This is a genomic window from Pinisolibacter sp., from assembly GCF_036782435.1.
Taxonomy (GTDB): Bacteria; Pseudomonadota; Alphaproteobacteria; order Rhizobiales; family Ancalomicrobiaceae; genus CALBKH01.
This window is the reverse complement of sequence record NZ_DAIPZB010000010.1, coordinates 54,610-76,981: the sequence shown is the minus strand read 5'-3', so window position 1 is coordinate 76,981 and position 22,372 is coordinate 54,610. Positions and strand designations below refer to the sequence as shown.

General features: G+C 65.6%; 25 protein-coding genes. 22 read left to right on the top strand and 3 right to left on the bottom strand.

Features of this window, described 5'->3' with window-relative positions; genetic code table 11:
* Positions 1 to 14 precede the first annotated feature (14 nt).
* The 11 genes from V7Q42_RS06320 (at position 15) to V7Q42_RS06270 (ending at position 9,453) form a co-directional block, all read left to right on the top strand.
* Positions 15 to 1,190, top strand: a complete 1,176-nt coding sequence (locus V7Q42_RS06320; RefSeq protein WP_080620492.1) for a replication initiator protein A — start codon at positions 15 to 17, stop codon at positions 1,188 to 1,190.
* On the top strand, positions 1,187 to 1,840 hold the full coding sequence (gene parA / locus V7Q42_RS06315; RefSeq protein ID WP_080620493.1) for a ParA family partition ATPase: 654 nt from the start codon (positions 1,187 to 1,189) through the stop codon (positions 1,838 to 1,840). Before V7Q42_RS06320 ends, parA begins: the two co-directional genes overlap by 4 nt.
* The gene (locus V7Q42_RS06310) at positions 1,837 to 2,580 is read left to right on the top strand and encodes a DNA-methyltransferase (protein WP_080620494.1); all 744 of its coding nucleotides are present in this window, start codon (positions 1,837 to 1,839) and stop codon (positions 2,578 to 2,580) included. The genes parA and V7Q42_RS06310 overlap by 4 nt, the downstream gene beginning before the upstream one ends.
* Positions 2,577 to 2,831: a ribbon-helix-helix protein gene (locus V7Q42_RS06305; RefSeq protein WP_080620495.1), complete on the top strand. Its 255-nt coding sequence runs from the start codon at positions 2,577 to 2,579 to the stop codon at positions 2,829 to 2,831. The genes V7Q42_RS06310 and V7Q42_RS06305 overlap by 4 nt, the downstream gene beginning before the upstream one ends.
* On the top strand, positions 2,828 to 3,313 hold the full coding sequence (locus tag V7Q42_RS06300; RefSeq protein ID WP_080620496.1) for a DUF2840 domain-containing protein: 486 nt from the start codon (positions 2,828 to 2,830) through the stop codon (positions 3,311 to 3,313). Before V7Q42_RS06305 ends, V7Q42_RS06300 begins: the two co-directional genes overlap by 4 nt.
* The gene (locus tag V7Q42_RS06295; RefSeq protein ID WP_080620497.1) at positions 3,310 to 3,855 is read left to right on the top strand and encodes a S26 family signal peptidase; all 546 of its coding nucleotides are present in this window, start codon (positions 3,310 to 3,312) and stop codon (positions 3,853 to 3,855) included. The genes V7Q42_RS06300 and V7Q42_RS06295 overlap by 4 nt, the downstream gene beginning before the upstream one ends.
* A 68-nt stretch (positions 3,856 to 3,923) precedes the next feature.
* Positions 3,924 to 4,259: a DUF736 domain-containing protein gene (locus V7Q42_RS06290; protein WP_080620498.1), complete on the top strand. Its 336-nt coding sequence runs from the start codon at positions 3,924 to 3,926 to the stop codon at positions 4,257 to 4,259.
* Between the two features lie 2 nt (positions 4,260 to 4,261).
* A complete protein-coding gene (locus tag V7Q42_RS06285; protein ID WP_080622748.1) occupies positions 4,262 to 5,026 on the top strand; it encodes a lytic transglycosylase domain-containing protein in 765 nt (254 codons plus the stop codon).
* Between the two features lie 243 nt (positions 5,027 to 5,269).
* On the top strand, positions 5,270 to 7,009 hold the full coding sequence (locus V7Q42_RS06280) for a relaxase/mobilization nuclease domain-containing protein (RefSeq protein WP_080620499.1): 1,740 nt from the start codon (positions 5,270 to 5,272) through the stop codon (positions 7,007 to 7,009).
* A 25-nt stretch (positions 7,010 to 7,034) separates the two neighbouring features.
* Positions 7,035 to 9,020 (top strand): conjugal transfer protein TraG, encoded by a 1,986-nt coding sequence (locus tag V7Q42_RS06275; protein WP_089389005.1) that lies wholly within the window; start codon positions 7,035 to 7,037, stop codon positions 9,018 to 9,020.
* A gap of 4 nt (positions 9,021 to 9,024) precedes the next feature.
* Positions 9,025 to 9,453 carry a ribbon-helix-helix protein, CopG family gene (locus tag V7Q42_RS06270; RefSeq protein ID WP_080620500.1) on the top strand — a complete coding sequence of 143 codons (429 nt, stop codon included), beginning with the start codon at positions 9,025 to 9,027 and terminating at the stop codon, positions 9,451 to 9,453.
* A gap of 101 nt (positions 9,454 to 9,554) precedes the next feature.
* Here V7Q42_RS06270 and V7Q42_RS06265 read toward each other — a convergent pair whose 3' ends face one another.
* From V7Q42_RS06265 to V7Q42_RS06255, 3 genes are read right to left on the bottom strand one after another with little or no spacing between them, the layout of a single operon-like run.
* Complete coding sequence (locus tag V7Q42_RS06265; protein WP_080620501.1) at positions 9,555 to 10,115, bottom strand: pyridoxamine 5'-phosphate oxidase family protein; 561 nt, start codon at positions 10,113 to 10,115, stop codon at positions 9,555 to 9,557.
* Positions 10,112 to 11,050, bottom strand: coding sequence for a DMT family transporter (locus V7Q42_RS06260; protein WP_080620502.1), 939 nt, complete (start codon positions 11,048 to 11,050; stop codon positions 10,112 to 10,114). Before V7Q42_RS06260 ends, V7Q42_RS06265 begins: the two co-directional genes overlap by 4 nt.
* Positions 11,051 to 11,054: 4 nt before the next feature.
* Positions 11,055 to 11,759: an SDR family oxidoreductase gene (locus V7Q42_RS06255; protein ID WP_080620503.1), complete on the bottom strand. Its 705-nt coding sequence runs from the start codon at positions 11,757 to 11,759 to the stop codon at positions 11,055 to 11,057.
* A 127-nt stretch (positions 11,760 to 11,886) separates the two neighbouring features.
* Between V7Q42_RS06255 and gcvA the strand changes: the two genes are divergently transcribed.
* From gcvA to V7Q42_RS06200, 11 genes are all read left to right on the top strand, one after another.
* The gene (gene gcvA, locus V7Q42_RS06250; RefSeq protein WP_080620504.1) at positions 11,887 to 12,774 is read left to right on the top strand and encodes a transcriptional regulator GcvA; all 888 of its coding nucleotides are present in this window, start codon (positions 11,887 to 11,889) and stop codon (positions 12,772 to 12,774) included.
* Positions 12,775 to 12,965: 191 nt separating this feature from the next.
* Entirely contained in the window at positions 12,966 to 13,964 is a 999-nt protein-coding gene (trbB, locus tag V7Q42_RS06245) for a P-type conjugative transfer ATPase TrbB (RefSeq protein ID WP_080620505.1), read from the top strand.
* The gene (locus tag V7Q42_RS06240; RefSeq protein WP_028710779.1) at positions 13,961 to 14,290 is read left to right on the top strand and encodes a TrbC/VirB2 family protein; all 330 of its coding nucleotides are present in this window, start codon (positions 13,961 to 13,963) and stop codon (positions 14,288 to 14,290) included. The genes trbB and V7Q42_RS06240 overlap by 4 nt, the downstream gene beginning before the upstream one ends.
* Complete coding sequence (locus V7Q42_RS06235) at positions 14,290 to 14,571, top strand: VirB3 family type IV secretion system protein (RefSeq protein ID WP_080620506.1); 282 nt, start codon at positions 14,290 to 14,292, stop codon at positions 14,569 to 14,571. Before V7Q42_RS06240 ends, V7Q42_RS06235 begins: the two co-directional genes overlap by 1 nt.
* Positions 14,572 to 14,581: 10 nt before the next feature.
* Positions 14,582 to 17,092, top strand: coding sequence for a conjugal transfer protein TrbE (trbE, locus tag V7Q42_RS06230; RefSeq protein ID WP_080620507.1), 2,511 nt, complete (start codon positions 14,582 to 14,584; stop codon positions 17,090 to 17,092).
* Entirely contained in the window at positions 17,089 to 17,868 is a 780-nt protein-coding gene (gene trbJ / locus V7Q42_RS06225) for a P-type conjugative transfer protein TrbJ (RefSeq protein ID WP_080620508.1), read from the top strand. The genes trbE and trbJ overlap by 4 nt, the downstream gene beginning before the upstream one ends.
* 17 nt (positions 17,869 to 17,885) lie before the next feature.
* A complete protein-coding gene (gene trbK-alt, locus V7Q42_RS06220; protein WP_080620509.1) occupies positions 17,886 to 18,173 on the top strand; it encodes a putative entry exclusion protein TrbK-alt in 288 nt (95 codons plus the stop codon).
* 2 nt (positions 18,174 to 18,175) lie between these two features.
* Complete coding sequence (trbL, locus tag V7Q42_RS06215) at positions 18,176 to 19,534, top strand: P-type conjugative transfer protein TrbL (protein ID WP_080620510.1); 1,359 nt, start codon at positions 18,176 to 18,178, stop codon at positions 19,532 to 19,534.
* Entirely contained in the window at positions 19,531 to 20,220 is a 690-nt protein-coding gene (gene trbF, locus V7Q42_RS06210; protein WP_080620511.1) for a conjugal transfer protein TrbF, read from the top strand. The genes trbL and trbF overlap by 4 nt, the downstream gene beginning before the upstream one ends.
* Positions 20,217 to 21,245 carry a P-type conjugative transfer protein TrbG gene (trbG, locus tag V7Q42_RS06205; RefSeq protein ID WP_080620512.1) on the top strand — a complete coding sequence of 343 codons (1,029 nt, stop codon included), beginning with the start codon at positions 20,217 to 20,219 and terminating at the stop codon, positions 21,243 to 21,245. The genes trbF and trbG overlap by 4 nt, the downstream gene beginning before the upstream one ends.
* Positions 21,242 to 22,372 (top strand): TrbI/VirB10 family protein, encoded by a 1,131-nt coding sequence (locus tag V7Q42_RS06200; protein ID WP_080620513.1) that lies wholly within the window; start codon positions 21,242 to 21,244, stop codon positions 22,370 to 22,372. The genes trbG and V7Q42_RS06200 overlap by 4 nt, the downstream gene beginning before the upstream one ends.

Below are 22,372 nucleotides of genomic sequence, written 5' to 3'. Positions count from 1 at the left end.
ACCCAGTTCCCTTCATGGTGGCGCGACGTCGATCCCTTTCCGAGCGCGGGCAGCTCGACCTGTTCAGGGCGCTCCCCGGCGACTTCGCGCCACGAGACGCGCAGGATCTCATGGCCTATCCCTTCTTCTCCCTCGGCAAGTCAAAACGTGTCGCGCCCATCGACTTCGCCGCCGGCAATGTGACGATCCGGGTCGAGGCGGTCCCCGATCATGGCATGGCGACGATCTGGGATGCGGACATCCTGATCTGGGCCGCCAGCCAGATCGTCGAAGCCCGTGATACCGGGCTTCGGACGTCCCGGCTGATGGCCGCCACGCCTTACGAAATCCTCACCTATGTCGGGCGCGGCACGTCGCTGCGCGACTACCAGCGCCTGAAGGCCGCACTCGACCGGCTGCAATCGACCACCATTTCCACCTCGATCCGGCAACCAGCTGAAGGCCGCCGGCATCGCTTCTCCTGGATCAACGAATGGCAGGAGCGCACCGACCGCAACGGCCGCCCCGATGGTATCGAGATGATCGTGCCGGACTGGTTCTATCAGGCCGTCCTCGACGACGCGCTCGTGCTGACCATCGACCGGACCTATTTCGACCTGACCGGCGGACTCGACCGATGGCTCTACCGCCTAGTGCGTAAGCACGGCGGCCGCCAGCGTGAGGGTTGGCGCTTCGACTTCCGCCACCTCCATCAGAAGTCCGGCAGCATGTCGCCATTCAAACGCTTCGCTTTTGAGTTGCGCGACATCATCCGACGCCAGCCCTTGCCGGGCTACCGGCTCTTTCTGGAAGCCGAGATCGGCGGGCGCATGCTGCTCGCCTTCGAGCCGACACCGGCCTGTGGAAAACCTGTGAATGGCCTCGTGCTATCGGGAACCCGGACTATCGTGCTATCGGGAACCCAAGGCTCGTGCTATCGGGAACCGAAATCGGGCTTAACGCCCGAAGACCACTCGCAAAATCGCGCCCTTAACTTAGAGTCTAACAAAGACTCTAACCTTGAAGAGCGCGTGCGCGATGTGGAAAACCTCATCCGCGACACCGCCAGAAGCCTCAGCAGAGCCGCTAGGAACGGCGCATCTGCCACGCCACGCGCTTCCCAGCCGGCCCCTCAGCCCGGCGGAACCGAGGCTTCCGAAGGTTCCGACACACCCCGCCTTCCTCTCGACTTGCCGGGAGGCGGCCAATGATCATCGCACTCCTCAACCAGAAGGGCGGTGTCGGCAAGACCACGCTGGCGCTGCATCTCGCCGGAGAACTGGCGCAGGGCGGAAAGCGCGTCACACTTCTCGATGCCGACCCGCAGGGTTCGGCGCTCGACTGGTCACAGCAACGCGCACGCGAGGGCCTGCCTCGACTGTTCGGCACCGTCGGCCTCGCACGGGACACACTGCACCGCGAGGCACCGGAGATCGCCCGCGATGTCGATCACGTCGTCATCGACGGACCGCCGCGTGTCGCCAGCCTCATGCGCTCCGCGCTCCTCGCCGCCGACCTGGTGCTGATCCCGGTGCAGCCGTCGCCCCTCGATGGCTGGGCCTCGGCCGAAATGCTGGCCCTCCTCGCAGAGGCCCGCATCTATCGGCCCCAACTCGTCGCCCGCTTCGCGCTCAACCGCTGCGGCGCGCGCACCGTCATCGCCCGCGAAACGGCCGAAAGCCTTGCAGATCACGACCCGCCCGTCCTTGCCACCACTGTCGGGCAGCGCGTCGTCTTCGCCGACGCTGCACAGTCAGGTCGTCTCGCAGGCGAGATCGACCGCCAATCTCCTGCCGCGCGTGAAGTCGCAGCGCTCACCGATGAGATTGCGCGGCTGGGCATCGGGAGGGTCGGCCAATGACCATCCTGACCGGCGACTGCCGCGAAGAAATGCCCTGGCACGCTCCCTACGACATGATCCTCGCCGATCCGCCCTATGGCGACACCTCGCTCGCCTGGGACCGGCGCGTCGAGGGCTGGGTCGCGCTGGCGCGCGCCGCCCTCAAGCCGACCGGCTCGCTCTGGGTTTTCGGTTCACTTCGTTCCTTCATGGCGACCGCCGACCACTTCGCCAATGCGGGTCTGCGCATCGCGCAGGAGGTGATCTGGGAGAAGCAGAACGGCACCGGCTTTCACAATGATCGCTTCAAGCGGGTGCATGAGCTGGCCGTCCAGTTCTATCCGGCAGAGACCGCCTGGCGCGACATCTACAACGACGTCCAGACCACGCCCGACGCAACGGCCCGCACGGTGCGGCGCAAGCAGCGTCCACCCCATACCGGCCAGATCGACGCCGGCCATTACATTAGCCATGACGGCGGACCGCGCCTCATGCGCTCGGTCATCTACCTGCGCAACTGCCACGGCCGCGCCATCCATCCGACCGAGAAACCGTCGGCGCTCCTGGAAATCCTGATCCGCACGAGCTGCCCGGAAGGCGGACTTGTCGGTGACTGGTTCGCCGGTTCCGGCGCAGCCGGGGAAGCCTGTCGGCTTTCCGGCCGGAGCTATCTCGGCTGCGAGATCGACGCCGACATGGCCGATCTCGCCCGCGCCCGCATCGCCACCGTGCTGCCGTTCCATGACGGAGCCCCGTCATGACGGCCGGCACGGACAAGCGCGGCTTCGCTACGCGCCCAGCCGATCCCGATGGCTGGATCAAGGCTGGCGATGGACGGCCAGCGCGCGATGGCGCCGCAGCCGCCCATTCCGCCCGGCTGACGATCGACATCACGCCCGAGCTTCGCGGGCGGATCAAGATCGCCGCGTTCGGGCGCGGCACCACCGTCGCGGACATGCTGCGTGACCTGCTTGCGCGCGAGTTTCCCGACACAGCGGGAGACCGCCCATGATCGGTATCGATGCCCATGATGGCGATCTGACCCGCGTGGAACTGACCTGGGTGGAGGGCAGGACCGAATACTGGATCAGGTTCGGCCATGAGGCGGGAACGCAGATCCTCGACCGCAACCGGCGCGTCGTTTCTTTCGGTCCTGGTTCGGTGTTCGCGTTCGTCCGCTGGGCGGCGAACGACCACGGCACGATCATTTCGCGCCTCGACATCCTGCGCGCGGTTGCGCCGGGCGAATCCTATCAGACGCTGCCCTTCGTCCGTCCGGGCGGCGAAATCCTGCTGAAGATCGAAGGCTGGCCGAAGGTTGAGGCCGTCCTTCGCCATGTCGACGGGATCGAGGCCATTGGCGTCGATCCCGCCCAGGTCGATCCCGATCACTGGCGGCATGTCGCCCACTGGATGAACGCAGGCGAAGCGCCGCGTCCTTACACCGCCGAGCGCCATCAGGCATGGCTCCGGCGCCGGGAGATCGCCCCATGACGCGCTTTCGCTATGTCATGGTGACGGCGGCGGCCACGCTGGGGATCGCCATCGCCGGATTCGTTCCGACCGCGCCAAGGCTGCTCTGGAACGCATCGGCCAGCGTGCCGATCGGGTTCTACACCGTCGCGCCCGCTGATCGGATCGAGATGCCCGATCTGGTCGCCGTCATGCCACCTGAGCCGTTCGCGTCCTACATGGTGGACCGCGGCTACGTCGCGCGCGACGTGCCGCTTCTGAAGCGCGTGATCGGCCTGCCCGGACAGCGCGTCTGCCGCGCCGGCCGCGCCATCGCCGTCGATGGTGTTCCGCTCGGCGAAGCACGCGACCGCGACAGCCTCGGCCGAGACCTGCCGGTCTGGCAGGGCTGCCGCGTCATCGCCGAGGGCGAAGTCTTCCTGATGAACCCGGACGTCGGCGACAGCCTCGACGGCCGCTATTTCGGCCCGTTCCCCGCCTCGGCGGTGATCGGCCGCGCGATCCCGCTTTTCACCGACGAAGACGGCGATGGCCGCTTTGTCTGGCGCGCGCCGATGCGGTGACGGCGCGTCCGCTGCGGGGCGTGCGAACGGCCCGCGTCTTCTCCACCGCATAGCAAAGGAAACCTCCCATGGCACAGATCGGCCAATTTACCCGCACCCCGTCCGGCTATTCCGGGCATGTCCGCACCCTCACGCTCGACGCGGAGTTGACCTTCGTTCCAGCAGAGAACGCCGAGGCGGAGAATGCGCCCGCCTACCGCATCCACCTCGGCGACGAGGACGGACCGGAAGTCGGCGCGGGCTGGAAACATTCCGGGGAACGCGCCGGGCCGTTCGTTTCGGTCCTGCTCGACGATCCCGTCTTCCAGCAGCCGATCCGCGCCCGCCTGTTCCAGGCGGACGAGGACGGACGCGACTGGGGCTTGCACTGGACCCGCCAAAAGAAGCGCGACGAGCAGGAATGACCATGCTCATCTCCTGCATTCGTCTCGCCTCCGGGAGATACGGCGTCCGCCGCCGCATCATCCTCTCTCTTCTTTCCGGCCTGTTCGTTTCAGCCATCACCACGCCGCCCGTCCTAGCCCAAGCTGCGATGCCCGGTCATGTGGTTGCCGCGCATCCGCACGACGCCCACATTGCGGAAGCCTCGCAACGCTTCGGCATCCCGACGACATGGATCATCGCCGTGATGCGCACTGAGAGCGCGGGCGACGTGCGCGCAATTTCGTCCGCCGGTGCGATGGGACTGATGCAGGTCATGCCCGACACCTGGGCGGATCTGCGCATCCGCCATGCTCTCGGCCGCGACCCCTTCGAGCCGCGCGACAACATCCTCGCGGGCACGGCCTATCTCCGCGAGATGTGGGATCGCTACGGCAATGTGGCCGCGATGCTCGCGGCCTACAATGCCGGTCCCGGCCGTTACGACGAATACCGCGCGACGGCTCGTCCGCTTCCGGCCGAGACACGCGCCTACGTCGCCGCGCTGACACCGATCCTGCTCGGCGAGCGACCGTCGGGGGGCAGCTCGTCGGTTGTTCCACCGCTCGATTGGCGCGAGGCGGCGATCTTCGTGGCGGGAGAAATCGGCGCTACCGCTTCCGATCCGGCTTCACCCGACCCCACGCCTCGCGACGCCCCTTCATTCGTCCCGGCAGCACCGGAAACGCTCACGGCCTTGCAGCCGGAGGGGCTGTTCGTCGCTCGCAGTGCCGGTGAGGACCAGCCATGAGCGGCTCCGTGCGGTTTCGCATCCTGTCGACCGCTGGCGTGTCATGGAGGGCGCGGGGGGTGGCGGCAGGCACCACGACCGGAAGATGGCAGGATAAAAGCGCGCACGGTGCGGCTCGGTCGGTCGGTTGTTTTTGTTCATGTTTTCGGCGCGTTCCGCACCGTGCCGCGCATTCGCGCACCGTGCGCCTCGCGCCCATCCTCCTGAATTTCCTTACTGTCTTGCACCGTGCGGGGCTGTGTCATGTCCGATGAACACGAGTTCCGCATAAGGCCGGGGCGCATCCGCTCGACCCGCGCTCAGCAGACCCGGCCCTTCATCGCGCAGGCGCTCGCCGCCGCGAAGAAGGCCGGCGGTGGCGTCTCTCGATCCGGCCGCGTGACTTCCGGCAATCGCTCCCGCTTCGGGCGCGGCCAGCGCGCCAGCGTCCAGGCCAATCGTCTCATCACCACCCGCACACGCGGCGCCGTCGTCAAGGCGCGCGTGGTGCGCAACATGGCATGGTCCGCGCCGCTCGGAACGCATCTCGATTATCTCCGCCGTGACGGCGTGACCCGAGATGGCGAGAAGGCACGGCTGTTCGGGCCGGGAACGGAGGATGCCGATGGTCGCGCCTTCGCGGAGCGGTGCGGCGATGACCGGCATCATTTCCGGTTCATCGTCTCGCCCGACGACGCGCCGGATATTTCCGACCTCCGATCATTCACGCGCGATCTTGTCGGCCAGATGGAAAAGGATCTCGGGACGCGCCTCGACTGGGTGGCGGTCGATCACTGGAACACCGCGCATCCGCATGTCCATCTGATCGTGCGCGGTGTTCGCGACGATGGGCAGGACCTCGTGATCTCCCGCGACTACATCAAGGAGGGGATGCGGGACCGGGCGCGCGATCTCATCACCCAGGAGCTGGGGCCGCGCACCGATCTCGACATTCACCGTGCGCTAGAGGCCCAGATCGAGGCGGAACGCTGGACCCAGCTCGACCGGCAGCTTGTCCGTGATGCGGGAAAATCCGGCATCGTCGATCTTGCCCCGCTCGCCAGCCGACCGCAGGACGAGTTCCATACGCTGAAGGTCGGGCGGCTGCGCACCCTCGAAATCCTCGGCGTCGCCGGGCAGATCGGCCATTCGCAATGGTTCATCAAGCCCGAGGCCGAGACGGTCTTGCGCGAACTCGGCGAGCGCGGCGACATCATCAAGCGCATGCACCGTGCCCTGATCGCGCGCGGCATCGAACGCGGCTCGGCCAGCTATGTCCTCGCCGGCGAAAGCCTCGACGTTCCCGTCATCGGCCGCCTGGTCGAGCGCGGCCTTGACGACGAGTTGAAGGGCACGGCCTATGCCGTCGTCGATGGCGTCGACGGACGCACCCACCACATCAAGCTCCCTCATCTCGATGCCGCCGGTGACAGCCCGCCCGGCTCAATCGTCGAGTTGCGCGCCTATGAAGATGCGCAAGGTGCGCGCCGCGTCGCGCTCGCTGTCCGCTCCGATCTTGATCTCGGTGCGCAGGTGGGGGCCTCGGGCGCGACCTGGCTCGACCGCCAGGCCATCGCCCGCGAGCCGGTTCCTCTCTCGGATAGCGGCTTCGGCGCCGAGGTCCGTCAGGCACTGGACGAGCGGGCGGAGCATCTGATCGGCGAGGATCTCGCGGAGCGGCAAGGCGGGCGCGTCGTCTTCGCTCGCCGGCTATTGAACACGCTGCGCAGGCGCGAACTCGACAGTCTCGGCGAGAAGCTCGCGGCCGAGACCGGCATGTCCTTCGAGCGCGCCGCCAGCGGCGAATATGTCGCCGGCTCCTATCGCCAGCGCTTCGCGCTCGCCTCAGGCCGCTTCGCCATGATCGACGATGGCCTCGGCTTCCAGCTCGTGCCCTGGTCGCCCTCCATTGAGAAGCAGATCGGCCGTCACGTCTCCGGCATCGCCCGCGACGACGGCGGTGTCGATTGGGACTTCGGGCGCAAGCGCGGCCTCGGCCTCTGACCTCAATCGGAAAGGAACCAACCCCATGTCCGCCACCAAGATCCTCTGGGGACAGATCAGCGTCGTCTTCCTCATCATCCTCGCCACCACCTGGGGCGCCACCCAATATGTCGCCTGGAGCCTTGCCTATCAGGCGCAACTCGGGCCGCCCTGGTTCGAGCTGTTCGGCACCCCGATCTACTATCCGCCCGCACTCTTCTGGTGGTGGTATTTCTATGAAGCCTATGCGCCGCCGATCTTCGCCAAGGGCGGGATCATCGCGGCCTCGGGCGGCTTCATCGCCATCGCGGTCGCCATCGGCATGTCAGTCTGGCGCGCGCGCGAGGCGAAGAACGTCGCCACCTATGGCTCGGCGCGATGGGCGGAGAAACCCGAGGTGAAGGCGGCCGGCCTGCTCGATCCCGATGGTGTCGTCCTTGGCCGGTATGATCGCGAGTATCTGCGCCATGATGGACCGGAGCATGTGCTGTGCTTTGCCCCGACACGTTCGGGCAAGGGCGTCGGCCTGGTGGTGCCGACGCTGTTGACCTGGCCCGGCTCGGCCATCGTCCACGACATCAAGGGCGAGAACTGGCAGCTTACCTCGGGTTTCCGGGCACGCCATGGCCGCGTGCTGCTCTTCGACCCAACCAACCCAAAGTCCTCGGCCTACAATCCGCTGCTCGAGGTGCGCCGCGGCGAGTGGGAGGTGCGCGACGTCCAGAACATTGCCGACATCCTCGTCGACCCCGAAGGCTCGTTGGACAAAAGGAATCACTGGGAAAAAACCAGCCATTCGCTCCTCGTCGGCGCCATCCTTCATGTCCTCTATGCGGAGCCCGACAAGACCCTCGCCGGCGTGGCACGATTCCTCTCCGATCCGAAGCGCCCGGTGGATTCCACCCTGCGCGCCATGATGGAAACCGCGCATCTCGGTGACGCAGGACCGCACCCCGTCATCGCCAGCGCCGCGCGGGAGCTGCGCAACAAATCCGAGAACGAGCGGTCCGGCGTGTTGTCGACGGCGATGTCGTTTCTCGGCCTCTATCGAGATCCGGTCGTGGCCGAGGTCACGCGCCGCTCAGACTGGCGCATCAGCGACATTGTGGGAGGCGATCAGCCGACCACGCTCTACCTCGTCGTGCCGCCCTCCGACATCAACCGCACCAAGCCCTTGATGCGACTGCTGCTGAATCAGGTCGGCCGCCGCCTGACCGAGGATCTGCAGGCGAACACGGGGCGGCATCGGCTGCTCTTGATGCTCGACGAGTTTCCGGCGTTGGGCAGGCTCGACTTCTTCGAGACGGCCCTGGCCTTCATGGCGGGCTATGGTCTCAAGAGCTTCCTGATCGCGCAGTCGCTGAACCAGATCGAGAAAGCCTATGGCCCGAACAACTCTATCCTCGACAACTGCCATGTGCGGGTGAGCTTTGCGACGAATGACGAACGCACCGCCAAGCGAGTCTCGGACGCGCTCGGCACTGCTACCGAGATGAAGGCGATGAAGAACTACGCCGGGCACCGGCTGTCGCCCTGGCTCGGGCACCTCATGGTTTCGCGCTCGGAAACCGCCCGCCAGTTGCTGACGCCGGGCGAGATCATGCAGCTTCCCCCGCATGAGGAGATCGTCATGGTGGCGGGCATCCCCCCGATCCGGGCGACGAAGGCGCGCTACTACGAGGACGCCCGGTTTCGCGAGCGTGTTCTGTCACCACCTGAATTGCAGCGCCCTGAGGGAGCCCGGCCCGACGACTGGACCACGCTTCCGCTCCCGGCGCGGCCGGAAGCCGCCGTGGATGAGGACAACCCCACGACGGATGACGAGGATACGACCGAATCCGAACGCCGCTTGCAGCCAGAACTCAGCCGGGTGAAGCCGGTGGAGAAGAAAAAGCCCATCGAGAACGAGTTTGAGTTCGCCCCGCCCGATGATGTCGACGAGGAGGCTGTCCAGAACCGGCGGATGATCCGGCAGGTCCAGGGGATTGCCCGGCAGGTTGCCATGGACCCGAACGACGGCATGGACCTATAGGACCATGATGCAACGCAAGAAGAAATCAAAGGTCACGATCTATCTCGATCCAGACCTCACTGCGGCGCTGGCCGACTTCGCCGCACGCCGGGATCGGTCGCAATCCATGATCGCCGAGGCTGCCATCGCATCCTTCGTGTCGCCGGATGATGCTGAGCGCCGCGAGGCGATCGTCGCCAAGCGACTCGACCAGATCGACCGCCGCATGACGCGGGTAGAGCGTGATGTCGGCATCGCCGTCGAGAGCCTGGCGGTATTCATTCGTTTCTGGCTGATGACGACGCCAGCCTTGCCCGAGCCGGCGGCAAAGGCGGCAAAGGCCAAATCGGCCGAGCGATACGAGGCGTTCATCACTGCGCTCGGCCGACGCCTCGCACAGGGACCGAAGCTGCGGCAGGAGATTACCGAGGATGTAGCGGCAGCGGACGAATAGATCGTCAGGCGGAGTGCTTGCATTAATGCCGATCCCGTAAACTGCTTTTTCGCGGCGATGGCGCGACGGAGGCGAACGCTACAACTATCGCAAAACCGTTCTTAGGGCACGATCCAGCGTCCTTCCCAGCCGTGGAGCCCTTGCCTAAAGCTGCATCGCCTGTGCGGCTCCGAGGAAAGATCCAATCGTTCCACATGGCTTATGACGATCTCGACCAGGCAGAACCGCGCATAGGCGGTCGCCGGATCGCTATCGTCGGTTTCCATTTCATTCGGCGAGGCCAGCACTGTCCCCGGCGGCAGTGCCGACCGAAAGAGGATATGTGTATGCGGGCGCAGCGCGTTCCAGAAGTCCCGCCGCCTCGTCTCGTCTTCGATGATCTCCGCCCGACCGTCGATGCGCAGTTGAACGACCCTCTCATTGTCGAAGCCGGCAAGCGATACGCACGGATTGGCCGTGATCTCCCGAACCTTGGGCGAACGCAGGTCGGTGATGAAGGACAGACTCGTAGATGCCTCGTTGAAGCTGCGCAGCACGATGGTTCGGATCTTCGGCGCACCGTCCTCGCCGACGGTCGCGAGTTGCATCAGCGTAAAGGGCGTTCGCTGTTTGACCGCATCGGCCAGCACCAGCCAGACATCATGGAGCAATGCCTGCTTCATGGTGCTTTTCCGGCAGGAGCAAGGCCGACACCGGCATCTGGCTCGACCTCCGGTGCCACCTTCCGCGACCCGAACTGAAGCAGAGCGACCCCCGCGAGGATGAGGCACATCGCCAGGTAGCCGATCAGCTGGATCGCCTCGCCGACGAACACGACGCCGATCACCAGGGCCACGACCGGAGGAATGTAGGTAACGCTCGAAGCCGCCAGCGCACCGAGGTTTTCGACGATGTGATAATAGGCGACATAGGCAAGGCCGGTTCCGCAGAGGCCAAGACCGATGACAAGGCCGATCCAGGCCCGGTCGTCGGCGAAGACCGCGCCAATCCCCTCGACCGGGATCACCATGAACAGCAGAAGCATTGCGATGCCGATCTGGTAGGTCGTCAAGGCGGCGGCTGGCAGCTTCAGCGGGCTGACGAATTTTCTGGCATAGACGAAGGAGCAACCGACGCTGAAGGTGCCCGCGATCATCCAGGCGACCCCTGCCATCTCGATGTCGCCACCGACCGACCACGGCTGCGCGATCAGCAACACGCCGAGAAAGCCGAGGGCGACGCCGACCGCCTTTGTCGCCGTGATGCGTTCCTCGCGCAGGAAAAGGAAAGCGCAGACGAAGGTGAAGAGCGGGATCGCCCCGCTCAGCATTCCGGCGATGCTCGACGGCAGCAAGGCCGTGCCCTTGGCGAAGGCGAAATAGTAAAGCGCGGTCGCCACCAGCGCCATGACCGCGAAATGATGCACATGACGGGCATGGCTCCATCGCAGTTCGCCCCGAGACAGCGCGAACAGAAAAACAGGGAGGAAGCCGAAGACCACGCGCAGCAGCGTGATCTGAGCCGGCGTGATGTATTCCGCTGCCCATTTGACGAAGATGAAATTGCTTCCCCAGATGAATCCGAGGAAGCAGAAGGCAAGCCAGGCGGTTTTCTTCATGGGCTTACACGGCGCGGGTGACGCCGCCGTCGACCCGGATATTCTGGCCAGTGATATAGGCCGCGCCATCGGAAGCGAGGAAGGCAACCGTCGCCGCGATTTCCTCGGAGGTGCCGTAACGCTTCAAAGGCACGCCGTCGCGGCGCTCCTCGGTCGCGGGGAGACTGTCGATCCAGCCGGGCAGCACGTTGTTCATGCGGATGTTGTCGGCCGCATAGGTATCGGCGAAGATCTTGGTGAAAGATGCGAGCCCGGCACGAGCAACGGCCGAGGTCGGGAACATCGCACTCGGCTCGAAGGCCCAGGCCGTCGAGATGTTGATAATGACGCCGCCCTTCTGCTTCTGCATGGTCGGAGCGACGAGCCGAGCCGGCCGCACGACGTTCAGGAAATAGGTGTCGAACCCTGCGTGCCAGTCCTCGTCGGTGATTTCGAGGATCTGCTTGCGCGGGCCGTGGCCGGCGCTGTTGACCAGCACGTCGATACGTCCCCAACGCTCAAGGGTGCCGTCGACGAGGCGCTTCAAGTCGTCATTCGACTGGTTCGAGCCCGTGACGCCGAAGCCCCCGAGTTCCTGTGCCAGTGCCTCACCCTTGCCAGAGGACGAGAGAACCGCGACCTTGAACCCATCTGCCGCCAGCCGGCGCGCAGCAGCCGCGCCCATTCCACTACCGCCAGCCGTGATGATTGCGATTTTTTCTACTGTCATATCCGTGGCCTCTGAAAGAGAATTGATCGTGGAAGCCGCCTATACGGAGGCACTATGGATTGGTATCATCCTTTGAAACGGGATACGAACCAGTTCCACTCCCATCACTCTGTAGAAAATCTATCCTATGCCGGAAGGTTTCCCTCGACTCCCCTCGCTCAACGGCCTGCGCGTATTCGAGGTCGTGACGCGGCATCTCAACTTCCGGCTCGCGGCCGAGGAGCTGGGCGTCACGCAAGGGGCGGTCGCGCAGCAGATTCGCGGGCTGGAAGCCGAACTCGGGCTGAAGCTGTTTGAGCGCCAGCCACGCACGCTGGCCTTGACGGAGGCGGGCCGCAGCTACGTTGCCAATATCCGCCGGGCGTTCGAGTTGATCGCCGAGGCGACCGAAATGCTGAAGCCGGAACCCAGGCACCTGACCATCAGCGTCACGCCGACCTTCGCATCACGCTGGCTGATCCCGCGCCTGCCAGATTTTACCGCCACACACCCGGATATAGACCTTCGTATCCTTGCCACGGATCGGCTTTCCAGCTTCCAGACGGATGCGGTCGACATCGCCGTGCGCTATGGGCGGCCACCCTTCGGGGCGGGCCTCAACACCGAACTCCTGTTCGAGCAGGTGATCGTCGCAGTTGCCAGCCCGCTTCTCCTCGAAAAGCTCGGTCCGCCCGACGAGGACGACAATCTCACGCGCTATGCGCTCCTACACGACGCACATAATTTCTGGCCACAGTTCCTCGAACGAGCCTATCCGGGTGGCGTGACCGCCTCAGCCAAGAACATTCGCTTCAACCAGACATCGCTCGCCGTTGACGCGGCTGTCGCCGGTCAGGGTCTGGCGTTAGCGAGCCTGTTCTTCGTGCAGGACGATATTGATGCAGGCCGCCTCGCGCGCCCCTTCGCGACGGAATTGCGCGTCGGTTCGGACTTCTACCTGGTTTCGCCGCGCAAGCCGCGCCACCCTGAACCGACAGCGGATGTGCGGAGCTGGCTCCTGACCGCCGCGCGATGAACCGAATCACCTGACAAGGACCAAGGCGCTGCTTTCAGGCTTGGTCCTAGATGGGGTCACCGCCGTTCTCCTGTATTTGCGCGCTACGCTACTACGACGGTCGAAACTTGTTGAAACGACCCGATTTGGGTCTCTTTTAGTCATCCCCATCCGGGGATCGTCTCTCGCCTCCCCGGTGGAACGGGGACGAGATGGCAGGCATCAACCACAAACAGGCAACGGTGGACCGCGGCGCGCGTATGCTCCGGACGGCGCTCGGGCCTGCCATCTCAACCTTGCTGCAAGACCCGTCTGTCGTCGAGGTCATGCTGAATCCCGACGGGCGCATCTGGGTCGACCGGCTGTCCGAAGGGCTGGCCGATACCGGCGAGATCCTGTCCGCCGCCGATGGCGAGCGCATCGTGCGGCTGGTGGCCCACCATGTCGGCGTCGAAGTGCATGCGCGCAGCCCACGGGTCTCGGCGGAGCTGCCGGAATCGGGAGAGCGCTTCGAGGGGTTGCTGCCCCCGGTGGTGTCCTCGCCTGCCTTCGCCATCCGCAAACCCGCCGTCGCGGTGTTCACCCTCGATGACTATGTGGCGGCCGGCATCATGTCCGAGGATCAGGCAGAAGCACTCCGCGCCGCCGTCCAGTCGCGCGCGAACATCCTGGTCGCGGGCGGCACGTCCACCGGCAAGACCACGCTGACCAATGCGCTGCTCGCCGAGGTGGCGAATACGCAGGATCGGGTCGTAATCATCGAGGATACCCGCGAGTTGCAATGCGCGGCGCCCAATCTGGTCGCCATGCGGACCAAGGATGGTGTCGCCACTCTGTCCGATCTGGTGCGCTCGTCCTTGCGCCTGCGCCCCGACCGTATCCCGATCGGTGAGGTCCGTGGGGCCGAAGCTCTGGACCTGCTCAAAGCCTGGGGCACCGGCCACCCCGGAGGGATCGGAACGATCCATGCCGGTTCCGGCATCGGCGCGCTGCGCCGCCTCGAACAACTCATCCAGGAAGCGGTCGTCACCGTGCCGCGCGCGATGATCGCGGAAACCATCGACCTTGTTGCCGTCCTCTCCGGGCGCGGTTCCGCCCGCCGCCTTGCCGAGCTTGCCCGCGTCGAGGGGCTCGGGCCGGACGGAGACTACCGAATTTCCTCAGCCTTTTCAGAACCCGACACCACTCACAACACTGGAGAACCTGCATGATCCGTCGTGCCTTCCGTATCCGCCACCATATCGCAACCGCATCGGCCTTCGCCTGGGTGAGCCTGATGACGTCCCCGGCCTGGGCCTCCGGCTCCTCCATGCCCTGGGAGGCGCCGCTGCAATCCATCCTCGAATCCGTCGAAGGTCCAGTGGCGAAAATCGTGGCGGTGATCATCATCATCGTCACGGGCCTGACACTGGCCTTCGGCGATACCGGCGGCGGTTTCCGGCGGCTGATCCAGATCGTCTTCGGCATCTCCATCGCCTTCGCGGCATCGAGCTTCTTCCTGTCGTTCTTCAGCTTCGGCGGGGGGGCGCTGGTCTGATGGCCGTGAGCTTCGAGGCCCTCGATACCGTGCCGGGCTTCGCGGTGCCGGTTCACCGCGCCCTGACCGAGCCGATCCTGCTCGGCGGGGCGCCCCGATCCGTCGCGATCCTCAACGGCACGCTGGCTGGCGCCGTCGGCCTCGGCCTTCAGCTATGGCTTGCAGGCATCCTGATCTGGGCCGTCGGTCACATCGCCGCCGTCTGGGCCGCCAAACGCGATCCGCTCTTCGTCGAGGTCGCGCGCCGCCATCTTCGCATCCCCGGCCATCTTTCGGTGTGAGGCACGAGCCATGATGAATCTCGCAGAATACCGTCGCACCGCCTCACGCCTTGCCGACTACCTTCCCTGGGTGGCGCTGGTCGGCTCCGGCGTCGTGCTGAACAAGGACGGCTCGTTCCAGCGCACGGCGAAGTTCCGTGGTCCCGATCTGGATTCCGCCGTCGCGGCCGAGCTGGTCGCGGTGGCCGGGCGGCTGAACAACGCCTTCCGCCGTCTCGGCTCCGGCTGGGCCATCTTTGTCGAAGCACAGCGGTCGGAAGCCGCAAGCTATCCCGCAAGCCGCTTCCCCGATCCGGCCTCGGCGCTGGTCGATGCCGAGCGGAAGGCCGATTTCGAGGAGGAGGGCAGCCATTTCGTCTCTGGCTACTTCCTGACCTTCCTGTGGCTCCCGCCCGCCGAAGATGCCGCACGTTCCGAGTCCTGGCTGTATGAAGGGCGCGAGACCTCGGGCGTGAACCCCTGGGAACTGGTGCGCGGCTTCATCGACCGCACCGACCGCGTGCTGGCGCTGCTCGACGGCTTCATGCCCGAGTGCCGATGGCTCGATGACGCCGGCACGCTGACCTACCTCCACTCGACGATTTCGACCAACCGGCATCGCGTCCGCGTGCCCGAAACTCCGGTCTATCTCGATGCGCTGCTGGCCGATCAGCCGCTGACCGGCGGCCTGGAACCCCGACTGGGCAATCAACATCTCCGGCTTCTGACGATCACCGGCTTTCCGGGCACCACCACACCCGGCCTGCTCGACGAGATGAACCGGCTGGCCTTTCCCTACCGATGGTCCACCCGCGCCATCCTTATGGACAAGACCGACGCGACCCGGCTGCTGACGAAGATCAGGCGGCAATGGTTCGCCAAGCGCAAGAGCATCGCGGCGATCATCAAGGAGGTGATGACCAACGAGCAATCTGCGCTCGTGGATACCGATGCGGCGAACAAGGCCGCCGACGCGGACATGGCCTTGCAGGAACTCGGCGCCGACATGGCCGGGATGGCCTATGTCACGGCGACCGTCACCGTCTGGGACGAGGACGCCCGCCGCGCCGACGAAAAGCTGCGGCTGGTCGAAAAGATCATCCAGTCCCGCGATTTCAGCGTCATGGTCGAGACGGTCAATGCCGTCGACGCCTGGCTCGGCAGCCTGCCCGGACATGCCTATGCCAATGTCCGGCAGCCGCCGGTCTCGACGCTCAACCTTGCCCACATGGTCCCTTCGTCCGCCGTGTGGGCGGGGCCGGAACGCGACGATCATCTCGGCGCACCCCCACTGCTTTACGGCAGGACCGAGGGATCGACGCCGTTCCGGCTTTCCCTGCATGTGGGCGACGTGGGCCATACCCTCGTCGTCGGACCGACCGGCGCGGGCAAATCCGTGCTGCTGGCGCTGATGGCCTTGCAGTTTCGCCGCTATCCGCGCGCTCAGGTCTTTGCCTTCGATTTCGGGGGGTCCATCCGCGCCTGCGCCCTCGCCATGCAAGGGGACTGGCACGATCTTGGCGGCGAGCTGACCGATGCGGCCGATGCTTCCGTCTCGCTGCAACCGCTGGCTCGTATTCACCAGACCTCCGAGCGCGCCTGGGCTGCGGACTGGATCGTCGCGATCCTGATGCGCGAGAACATCCAGATCACCCCGGACGTCAAGGAACATATTTGGACGGCGCTGACTTCGCTTGCTTCCGCCCCGGTCGGCGAACGCACCATCACCGGCCTTGCCGTGCTGCTCCAGTCCAACGACCTGAAACAGGCGCTACGGCCTTATTGCGTCGGCGGCCCGTATGGTCGGCTGCTCGACGCCGAGAGCGAACATCTCGGTTCGGCCGATGTCCAGGCATTTGAAATCGAGGGCCTCGTCGGCACCGGCGCAGCGCCCGCCGTCCTCTCCTATCTCTTCCACCGCATCGGCGATCGGTTGGGTGGGCAACCTACGCTGCTGATCATCGACGAGGGCTGGCTTGCGCTGGACGACGAAGGGTTCGCGGACCAACTCAGAGAATGGCTCAAGACCCTGCGCAAGAAGAACGCCAGCGTCATCTTCGCCACGCAGTCGCTGTCCGACATCGACAATTCCGCCATTGCTCCGGCCATCATTGAAAGCTGCCCGACGCGACTCCTCTTGCCGAACGAGCGCGCCATCGAACCCCAGATCACCGCGATCTATCGCCGCTTTGGCCTCAATGATCGCCAGATCGAAATCCTGGCCAGGGCGACTCCGAAGCGGGACTACTACTGCCAGTCGCGGCGTGGCAACCGCCTGTTCGATCTTGGATTGTCGGAGGTCGGTCTGGCGCTCTGCGCCGCCTCGGCCAAATCCGATCAGGCCCTGATCACCGAAATCCTCGCTGAACACGGTGGCGACGGGTTCCTCTCGGCCTGGCTCCGGGCACGCGACGTCGATTGGGCCGCCGATCTCATCCCGGACCTCACCAATCTCGCGACCGAAAGCGAGACCCTGCCGCCGACGGTCGCTGACCTCGGCGAAATCGAACTCATCCTGGAAGAAGAGGAGATTACCCCATGACGCGCACAATTCCCCGGCTCACCCGCATCGCCAGCGCTTCGGCGCTCGCCCTTGCGCTCACCGCACCGCTGGCGCTGACCCCGATGTTCACGACACCGGCCCACGCCTTCTTCGGCATTGGGCGGATCGTCTATGACCCGACCAACCACGCGGAGAACCTGCTGACCGCCGCCCGCACTCTGGAACAGATCAACAACCAGATCACCTCGCTCCAGAACGAGGCGCAGATGCTGATCAACCAGGCCCGCAACCTCGCGAGCCTGCCCTACAGTTCGCTTCAGGCGCTTCAGCAGAACGTCCAACGCACCCAGCAGCTTCTCGGGCAGGCCCAGAACATCGCCTTCGATGTGCAGAACATCGACCAGATGTTCCAGCAGGATTATGGCAACCTTTCCCTCACGGCCACCGACCAGCAGCTCATTGCGGATGCCCGAACCCGCTGGGAAAATACCGTCGGGGGTCTTCAGGACGCGATGCGGGTGCAGGCGGGTGTCGTCGGCAATATCGACAGCAACCGCGCGGAGATGTCCGCGCTCGTCGGCGAAAGCCAAGGGGCGACCGGCGCGCTTCAGGCCACCCAAGCCGGCAATCAGCTTCTCGCCCTCCAGTCGCAGCAGCTTTCCGACCTGATCGCGGTCATCTCGGCCAACGGCCGGGCCGACGCCCTGATGGAAGCCGAACGCGCGACCGCCGCCGAACAGGGCCGCATCCAGCGCGAACGCTTCCTGACACCGGGCTCGGGCTACCAGCCCGGCAACGCCCAGATGTTCAACTGACGCCGGGGAGGCCCATCATGGAGGGGAAGGTGCTGGCCCGGATCGCAGCCATCGTATTCGTAGCCGTCGCCATCACGGCGGCGATCATCGAGATGAACCGCGAGGATGTAGCCGGTCCGGCCCCTTCCGTTCCTTTGCAGACGCGACAGGTCGATCTCCTGCGCGAGGGGCAGCGTCTCTGTCAGGAAATGGGCGAGGCGGCGGCCAATGACGCCGAATGCTTGGCGATCTGGGCCGAAACCCGCGACCGCTTCCTCGGACGGTCGCCCGCGCAGTCGACGCCTGGCCCGGATGGGGAGCGATAATCATGGGCGGAACGGGGGTCATCGACAATTTTCTCGGTATCTTCACCAGCTACATCGACTCGGGCTTTGGCCTGCTCGGCGGTGAAGTTGCCTTCATCGCGACGACGCTGATCGTCATAGACGTCACGCTCGCCGCCCTGTTTTGGGCCTGGGGCGCCGACGACGACATTCTCGCGCGCCTGGTGAAGAAGACGATCTTTGTCGGTGTCTTCGCCTATATCATTGGCAATTGGAACAGCCTCGCACGCATCGTCTTCGAGAGCTTCGCCGGGCTGGGCCTCATGGCTTCCGGCACAGGCTTTTCGGCCGCAGATCTCCTGCGCCCCGGCCGCGTTGCCCAGATCGGTCTCGACGCCGGGCGGCCGCTGCTCGAATCCATCTCCAGTCTCATGGGCTGGATCGCCGTCTTTGAAAACCTGGTGCAGATCCTCTGCCTGTTCTTCGCCTGGGCACTGGTTATCCTCGCCTTCTTTATTTTGGCAATCCAGCTCTTCGTCACCCTGATCGAGTTCAAGCTGACCACGCTTGCGGGCTTCGTGCTGATCCCCTTCGGCCTGTTCGGCAAGACCGCCTTCATGGCGGAACGGGTTCTGGGGAACGTCATCTCTTCCGGCATCAAGGTGTTGGTCCTCGCCGTCATCATCGGCATCGGCTCGACACTCTTCGGCCAGTTCACCGCCGGCTTCGGCGGCGCGACCCCGACCATCGACGACGCCATGGCGATCGTGCTGGCAGCCCTTTCCCTTCTCGGCCTCGGCATCTTCGGCCCCGGCATCGCCACCGGCCTCGTCTCCGGCGGCCCGCAACTCAGTGCTGGCGCTGCCGTCGGGACTGGCCTCGCTGTCGGCGGTGCCGCGATCGCTGCCGGTGGTGCGACCATGCTCGCCGCGCGGGGGGGCGGTGCCACACTCTCGGGCGGTGCTGCACTTGCACGCGGCGGGGCCTCAGCCGCCGGCGCAGCATCGTCTGCCTATTCCCTCGGCTCCATGGGTGGGTCAGGCGCGGCGGGGGTCGCTTCCGGCCTTGGCGGTGTGGCGCGCGCCGCAGGCTCGGCTGCCATCTCGCCTTTGAAGCGCGCAGCCTCCCATGCCGCCGACAGCATGAAGTCCAGCTATTCCGATGGCGCAAGGGCCGGATTTGCGGCGTCCGGCGGCAGTTCGTCCATGGGCACGGTCGGGGGCGCCCCGTCGCCCGAGCAATCACCTCCTTCAGCCGCTGATGGTCCACCGGCCTGGGCGCAGCAGATGCGCCGCAGCCGGGCGATGAGCCACGGCGTCACCGCTGCCGCCCATGCCGTCCGGTCCGGCGACAGCCACGGTGGCGGCTCCTCAGTCAGCCTTTCCGAAAGTGACCGCACATGAACACCTTCAAACGACCGACGACCCATTACGGCAAGGTGCCGGAACCCGAAACGCCCTATCAGCGCGCCGCGCAAGTCTGGGACGACCGCATCGGCTCGGCCCGCGTGCAGGCGAGGAACTGGCGCTACATGGCGTTCGGTTCGCTGATCCTCTCGGTCGGGTTCGCCGGCGCTCTTGTCTGGCAATCTGCGCGCGGAACCGTCGTGCCCTGGGTCGTTCAAGTCGACAATCTCGGCCAGGCGCAGACCGTTGCCCCCGCTACCGCCGATTATCGGCCGACCGATCCGCAGATCGCATTCCATCTCGGCCGCTTCATCGAACAGGTCCGCTCGCTTCCGGCTGACCCGATCATTGTCCGTCAGAACTGGCTCAGGGCCTATGACTGGACCACGGATCGCGGCGCCGTGGCGCTCAACGACTACGCCCGCGCCAACGACCCGTTCACGCGCGTCGGCCGCCAGCAGGTCGCCGTCGAGGTGTCGAGCATCATCCGGGCGTCCCCGGACAGTTTCCGCGTAGCCTGGACCGAACGCCACTACGAAAACGGCCAGCTCTCCACCACCGAGCGATGGACCGCGATCCTCACCATCGTCATCCAGCCGCCGCGTGACGCCGAGCGCCTGCGCGCCAATCCCTTGGGAATCTATGTCAACGCAATCAACTGGTCGCGGGAGATGAGTCAATGATCCGCACGTCTTTGAGTGAACCCGCTTTTCCGGTTTTCCGTAAACTCGGTTTTCCGGCTTTGTTGCTTGCCGCGACCATGCTCGCTGGCTGCGCCACCAACCGGACACCGCAATTCAGCTACGACGCCGATGTCCCGCCTCTTCCGTCCGCGCAGGCTCCCATCACCGATGCACGCCCAAGGCCGCTGCATGTGCCGCCCACCTGGAATGTGGCGCGGGGCGGCGAGGCTGCCGGCACGGCCACCGGCCGCGTTGAGAACGCCAATGCCGCCGCCCGTGTCGAGCCGCGTCGCGAAGGCTATTACAATGCCATACAGATCTATCCCTGGTCGGAAGGTGCGCTCTACCAAGTCTATGCCGCCGTCGGACAGATCACCACCATCGCGCTGGAGCCGGGCGAGAACCTGACCGGCGCGGGACCGATCGCCGCCGGCGACACGGCCAGGTGGGTGATCGGCGACACAGAGAGCGGAAGCGGTCCGACGCGCCGAGTGCATGTGCTGGTGAAGCCAACCCGGCCGGACATCTCGACCAACCTCGTCATCACCACCGACCGGCGCATCTACATGATCGAACTTCGCGCCCGCGAAGCGCTCTATATGCCTGCCGTGGCATGGGCGTATCCGGCACCGCCGCCGGGCAGCCGAGCGACCGCGCCGTCGGTCCCCGTCATCCCGGCCGAGGCCGCGCGGAACTATCGCTACGCCTTGCAGCTGCAAGGCGACAGCCCGCCATGGCGTCCAGTCTCCGTCTTCGATGACGGCAGGCGCGTCTATGTCGTCTTCCCACGCGGCATCGTGCAGGGCGAGATGCCGCCCCTGTTCGTTCTCGGTTCCGACGGCGAACCGCAGATCGTCAATTCGCGCATCCACCAAAATGTCCTGATCGTCGACAGGCTGTTCGGCGCGGCGGAACTGCGCCTTGGCAGCGGTGACCGCCAGCAGGTGGTCAGAATCGTCCGTATCGAGCAGAGACAGGCCGCTACCCAGTCGGCCGACGCGACCACGGGAGGATCGCCTTCATGAGCGATACCAACACCGCCGCGCCCATGCGGTTGCGCGCCGAGCCGCCCCGCGTCACCCGCTTGTCCCGCAAGGTGCTGGCAGGCGTCGGCGCCGCCGCGCTTCTCGGCGTCGGGGGAGCGCTGATCTATGCGCTCCAGACCCGCGAGGCGGGGCCGGGAGGAGGCGAACTCTACTCAACCGAGAACCGTCCCACTGCGGATGGCCTCGCCGGTCTCCCGCGCGATTATACTGGCCCGATCCTGGGGCCGGCATTGCCGGGCGACCTTGGCCGGCCAATCCTCGATGCACAAAATCGGGGACAGCCGATCGTTCCGCCTGCCATCACAACCCCTGCCGTCGATCCCGAGGAGCAACGCCGCCTCGCGGAAGAAGAAGCCGCACGGTTGAGCAACGTATTTTTCCAGTCAGGCCCACGCACGGGAGGTCCGGCCGGAACAGCCATGCCCGGACTGGCTGGGCTCACAGGACAACCGGACGGAACGGCGGGCCAGAATCGCCATACCGCTTTCCTCAACGGGCCGGTGGACCGGCAGACCGTCGCTCCGGATCGCGTCGCACCGCCGGCCTCGCCCTACATCCTTCAAGCCGGAGCCGTGATCCCGGCCGCGCTCATCACCGGCATCCGTTCCGACCTTCCGGGCCAGATCACCGCACAGGTGACGGAGAACGTCTATGACAGCCCCACCGGCTCGCTGCTCCTGATCCCGCAGGGAACGCGCATCATCGGCCAATATGATGATGGCGTGACCTTCGGCCAGCGCAGGGTGCTCTTGGTGTGGAATCGCCTGATCCTGCCGGGCGGACGCTCCATCGTGCTTGAGCGCCTGCCGGGCGCGGACGCCAGCGGCTATGCCGGCCTTGAGGACGGGATCGACTACCACTGGTGGGATCTGATGAAAGCGGCTGGCCTCTCCACGCTGCTCGCGGTCGGCGCGGAGCTGGCGACCAGCGACGAGGACCGGCTTATCCGGGCCATCCGCGACGGCGCACAGGATACCGTCAATCAGGCGGGCCAACAGATCGTGCAACGTCAGTTGCAGGTTGCCCCCACGCTGACCATCCGGCCGGGCTTCCCGGTCAGGATCATCGTGACCCGCGACCTTGTATTCGAGCCGGCAGGAGGTTGA

Excerpts from the sequence above, each read along its gene's own strand:
- V7Q42_RS06320 (WP_080620492.1), top strand. The coding sequence starts at position 15 with ATGGTGGCGCGACGTCGATCCCTTTCCGAGCGCGGGCAGCTCGACCTG.
- parA (WP_080620493.1), top strand. The coding sequence starts at position 1,187 with ATGATCATCGCACTCCTCAACCAGAAGGGCGGTGTCGGCAAGACCACG.
- V7Q42_RS06310 (WP_080620494.1), top strand. The coding sequence starts at position 1,837 with ATGACCATCCTGACCGGCGACTGCCGCGAAGAAATGCCCTGGCACGCT.
- V7Q42_RS06305 (WP_080620495.1), top strand. The coding sequence starts at position 2,577 with ATGACGGCCGGCACGGACAAGCGCGGCTTCGCTACGCGCCCAGCCGAT.
- V7Q42_RS06300 (WP_080620496.1), top strand. The coding sequence starts at position 2,828 with ATGATCGGTATCGATGCCCATGATGGCGATCTGACCCGCGTGGAACTG.
- V7Q42_RS06295 (WP_080620497.1), top strand. The coding sequence starts at position 3,310 with ATGACGCGCTTTCGCTATGTCATGGTGACGGCGGCGGCCACGCTGGGG.
- V7Q42_RS06290 (WP_080620498.1), top strand. The coding sequence starts at position 3,924 with ATGGCACAGATCGGCCAATTTACCCGCACCCCGTCCGGCTATTCCGGG.
- V7Q42_RS06285 (WP_080622748.1), top strand. The coding sequence starts at position 4,262 with ATGCTCATCTCCTGCATTCGTCTCGCCTCCGGGAGATACGGCGTCCGC.
- V7Q42_RS06280 (WP_080620499.1), top strand. The coding sequence starts at position 5,270 with ATGTCCGATGAACACGAGTTCCGCATAAGGCCGGGGCGCATCCGCTCG.
- V7Q42_RS06275 (WP_089389005.1), top strand. The coding sequence starts at position 7,035 with ATGTCCGCCACCAAGATCCTCTGGGGACAGATCAGCGTCGTCTTCCTC.
- V7Q42_RS06270 (WP_080620500.1), top strand. The coding sequence starts at position 9,025 with ATGATGCAACGCAAGAAGAAATCAAAGGTCACGATCTATCTCGATCCA.
- V7Q42_RS06265 (WP_080620501.1), bottom strand. The coding sequence starts at position 10,115 with ATGAAGCAGGCATTGCTCCATGATGTCTGGCTGGTGCTGGCCGATGCG.
- V7Q42_RS06260 (WP_080620502.1), bottom strand. The coding sequence starts at position 11,050 with ATGAAGAAAACCGCCTGGCTTGCCTTCTGCTTCCTCGGATTCATCTGG.
- V7Q42_RS06255 (WP_080620503.1), bottom strand. The coding sequence starts at position 11,759 with ATGACAGTAGAAAAAATCGCAATCATCACGGCTGGCGGTAGTGGAATG.
- gcvA (WP_080620504.1), top strand. The coding sequence starts at position 11,887 with ATGCCGGAAGGTTTCCCTCGACTCCCCTCGCTCAACGGCCTGCGCGTA.
- trbB (WP_080620505.1), top strand. The coding sequence starts at position 12,966 with ATGGCAGGCATCAACCACAAACAGGCAACGGTGGACCGCGGCGCGCGT.
- V7Q42_RS06240 (WP_028710779.1), top strand. The coding sequence starts at position 13,961 with ATGATCCGTCGTGCCTTCCGTATCCGCCACCATATCGCAACCGCATCG.
- V7Q42_RS06235 (WP_080620506.1), top strand. The coding sequence starts at position 14,290 with ATGGCCGTGAGCTTCGAGGCCCTCGATACCGTGCCGGGCTTCGCGGTG.
- trbE (WP_080620507.1), top strand. The coding sequence starts at position 14,582 with ATGATGAATCTCGCAGAATACCGTCGCACCGCCTCACGCCTTGCCGAC.
- trbJ (WP_080620508.1), top strand. The coding sequence starts at position 17,089 with ATGACGCGCACAATTCCCCGGCTCACCCGCATCGCCAGCGCTTCGGCG.
- trbK-alt (WP_080620509.1), top strand. The coding sequence starts at position 17,886 with ATGGAGGGGAAGGTGCTGGCCCGGATCGCAGCCATCGTATTCGTAGCC.
- trbL (WP_080620510.1), top strand. The coding sequence starts at position 18,176 with ATGGGCGGAACGGGGGTCATCGACAATTTTCTCGGTATCTTCACCAGC.
- trbF (WP_080620511.1), top strand. The coding sequence starts at position 19,531 with ATGAACACCTTCAAACGACCGACGACCCATTACGGCAAGGTGCCGGAA.
- trbG (WP_080620512.1), top strand. The coding sequence starts at position 20,217 with ATGATCCGCACGTCTTTGAGTGAACCCGCTTTTCCGGTTTTCCGTAAA.
- V7Q42_RS06200 (WP_080620513.1), top strand. The coding sequence starts at position 21,242 with ATGAGCGATACCAACACCGCCGCGCCCATGCGGTTGCGCGCCGAGCCG.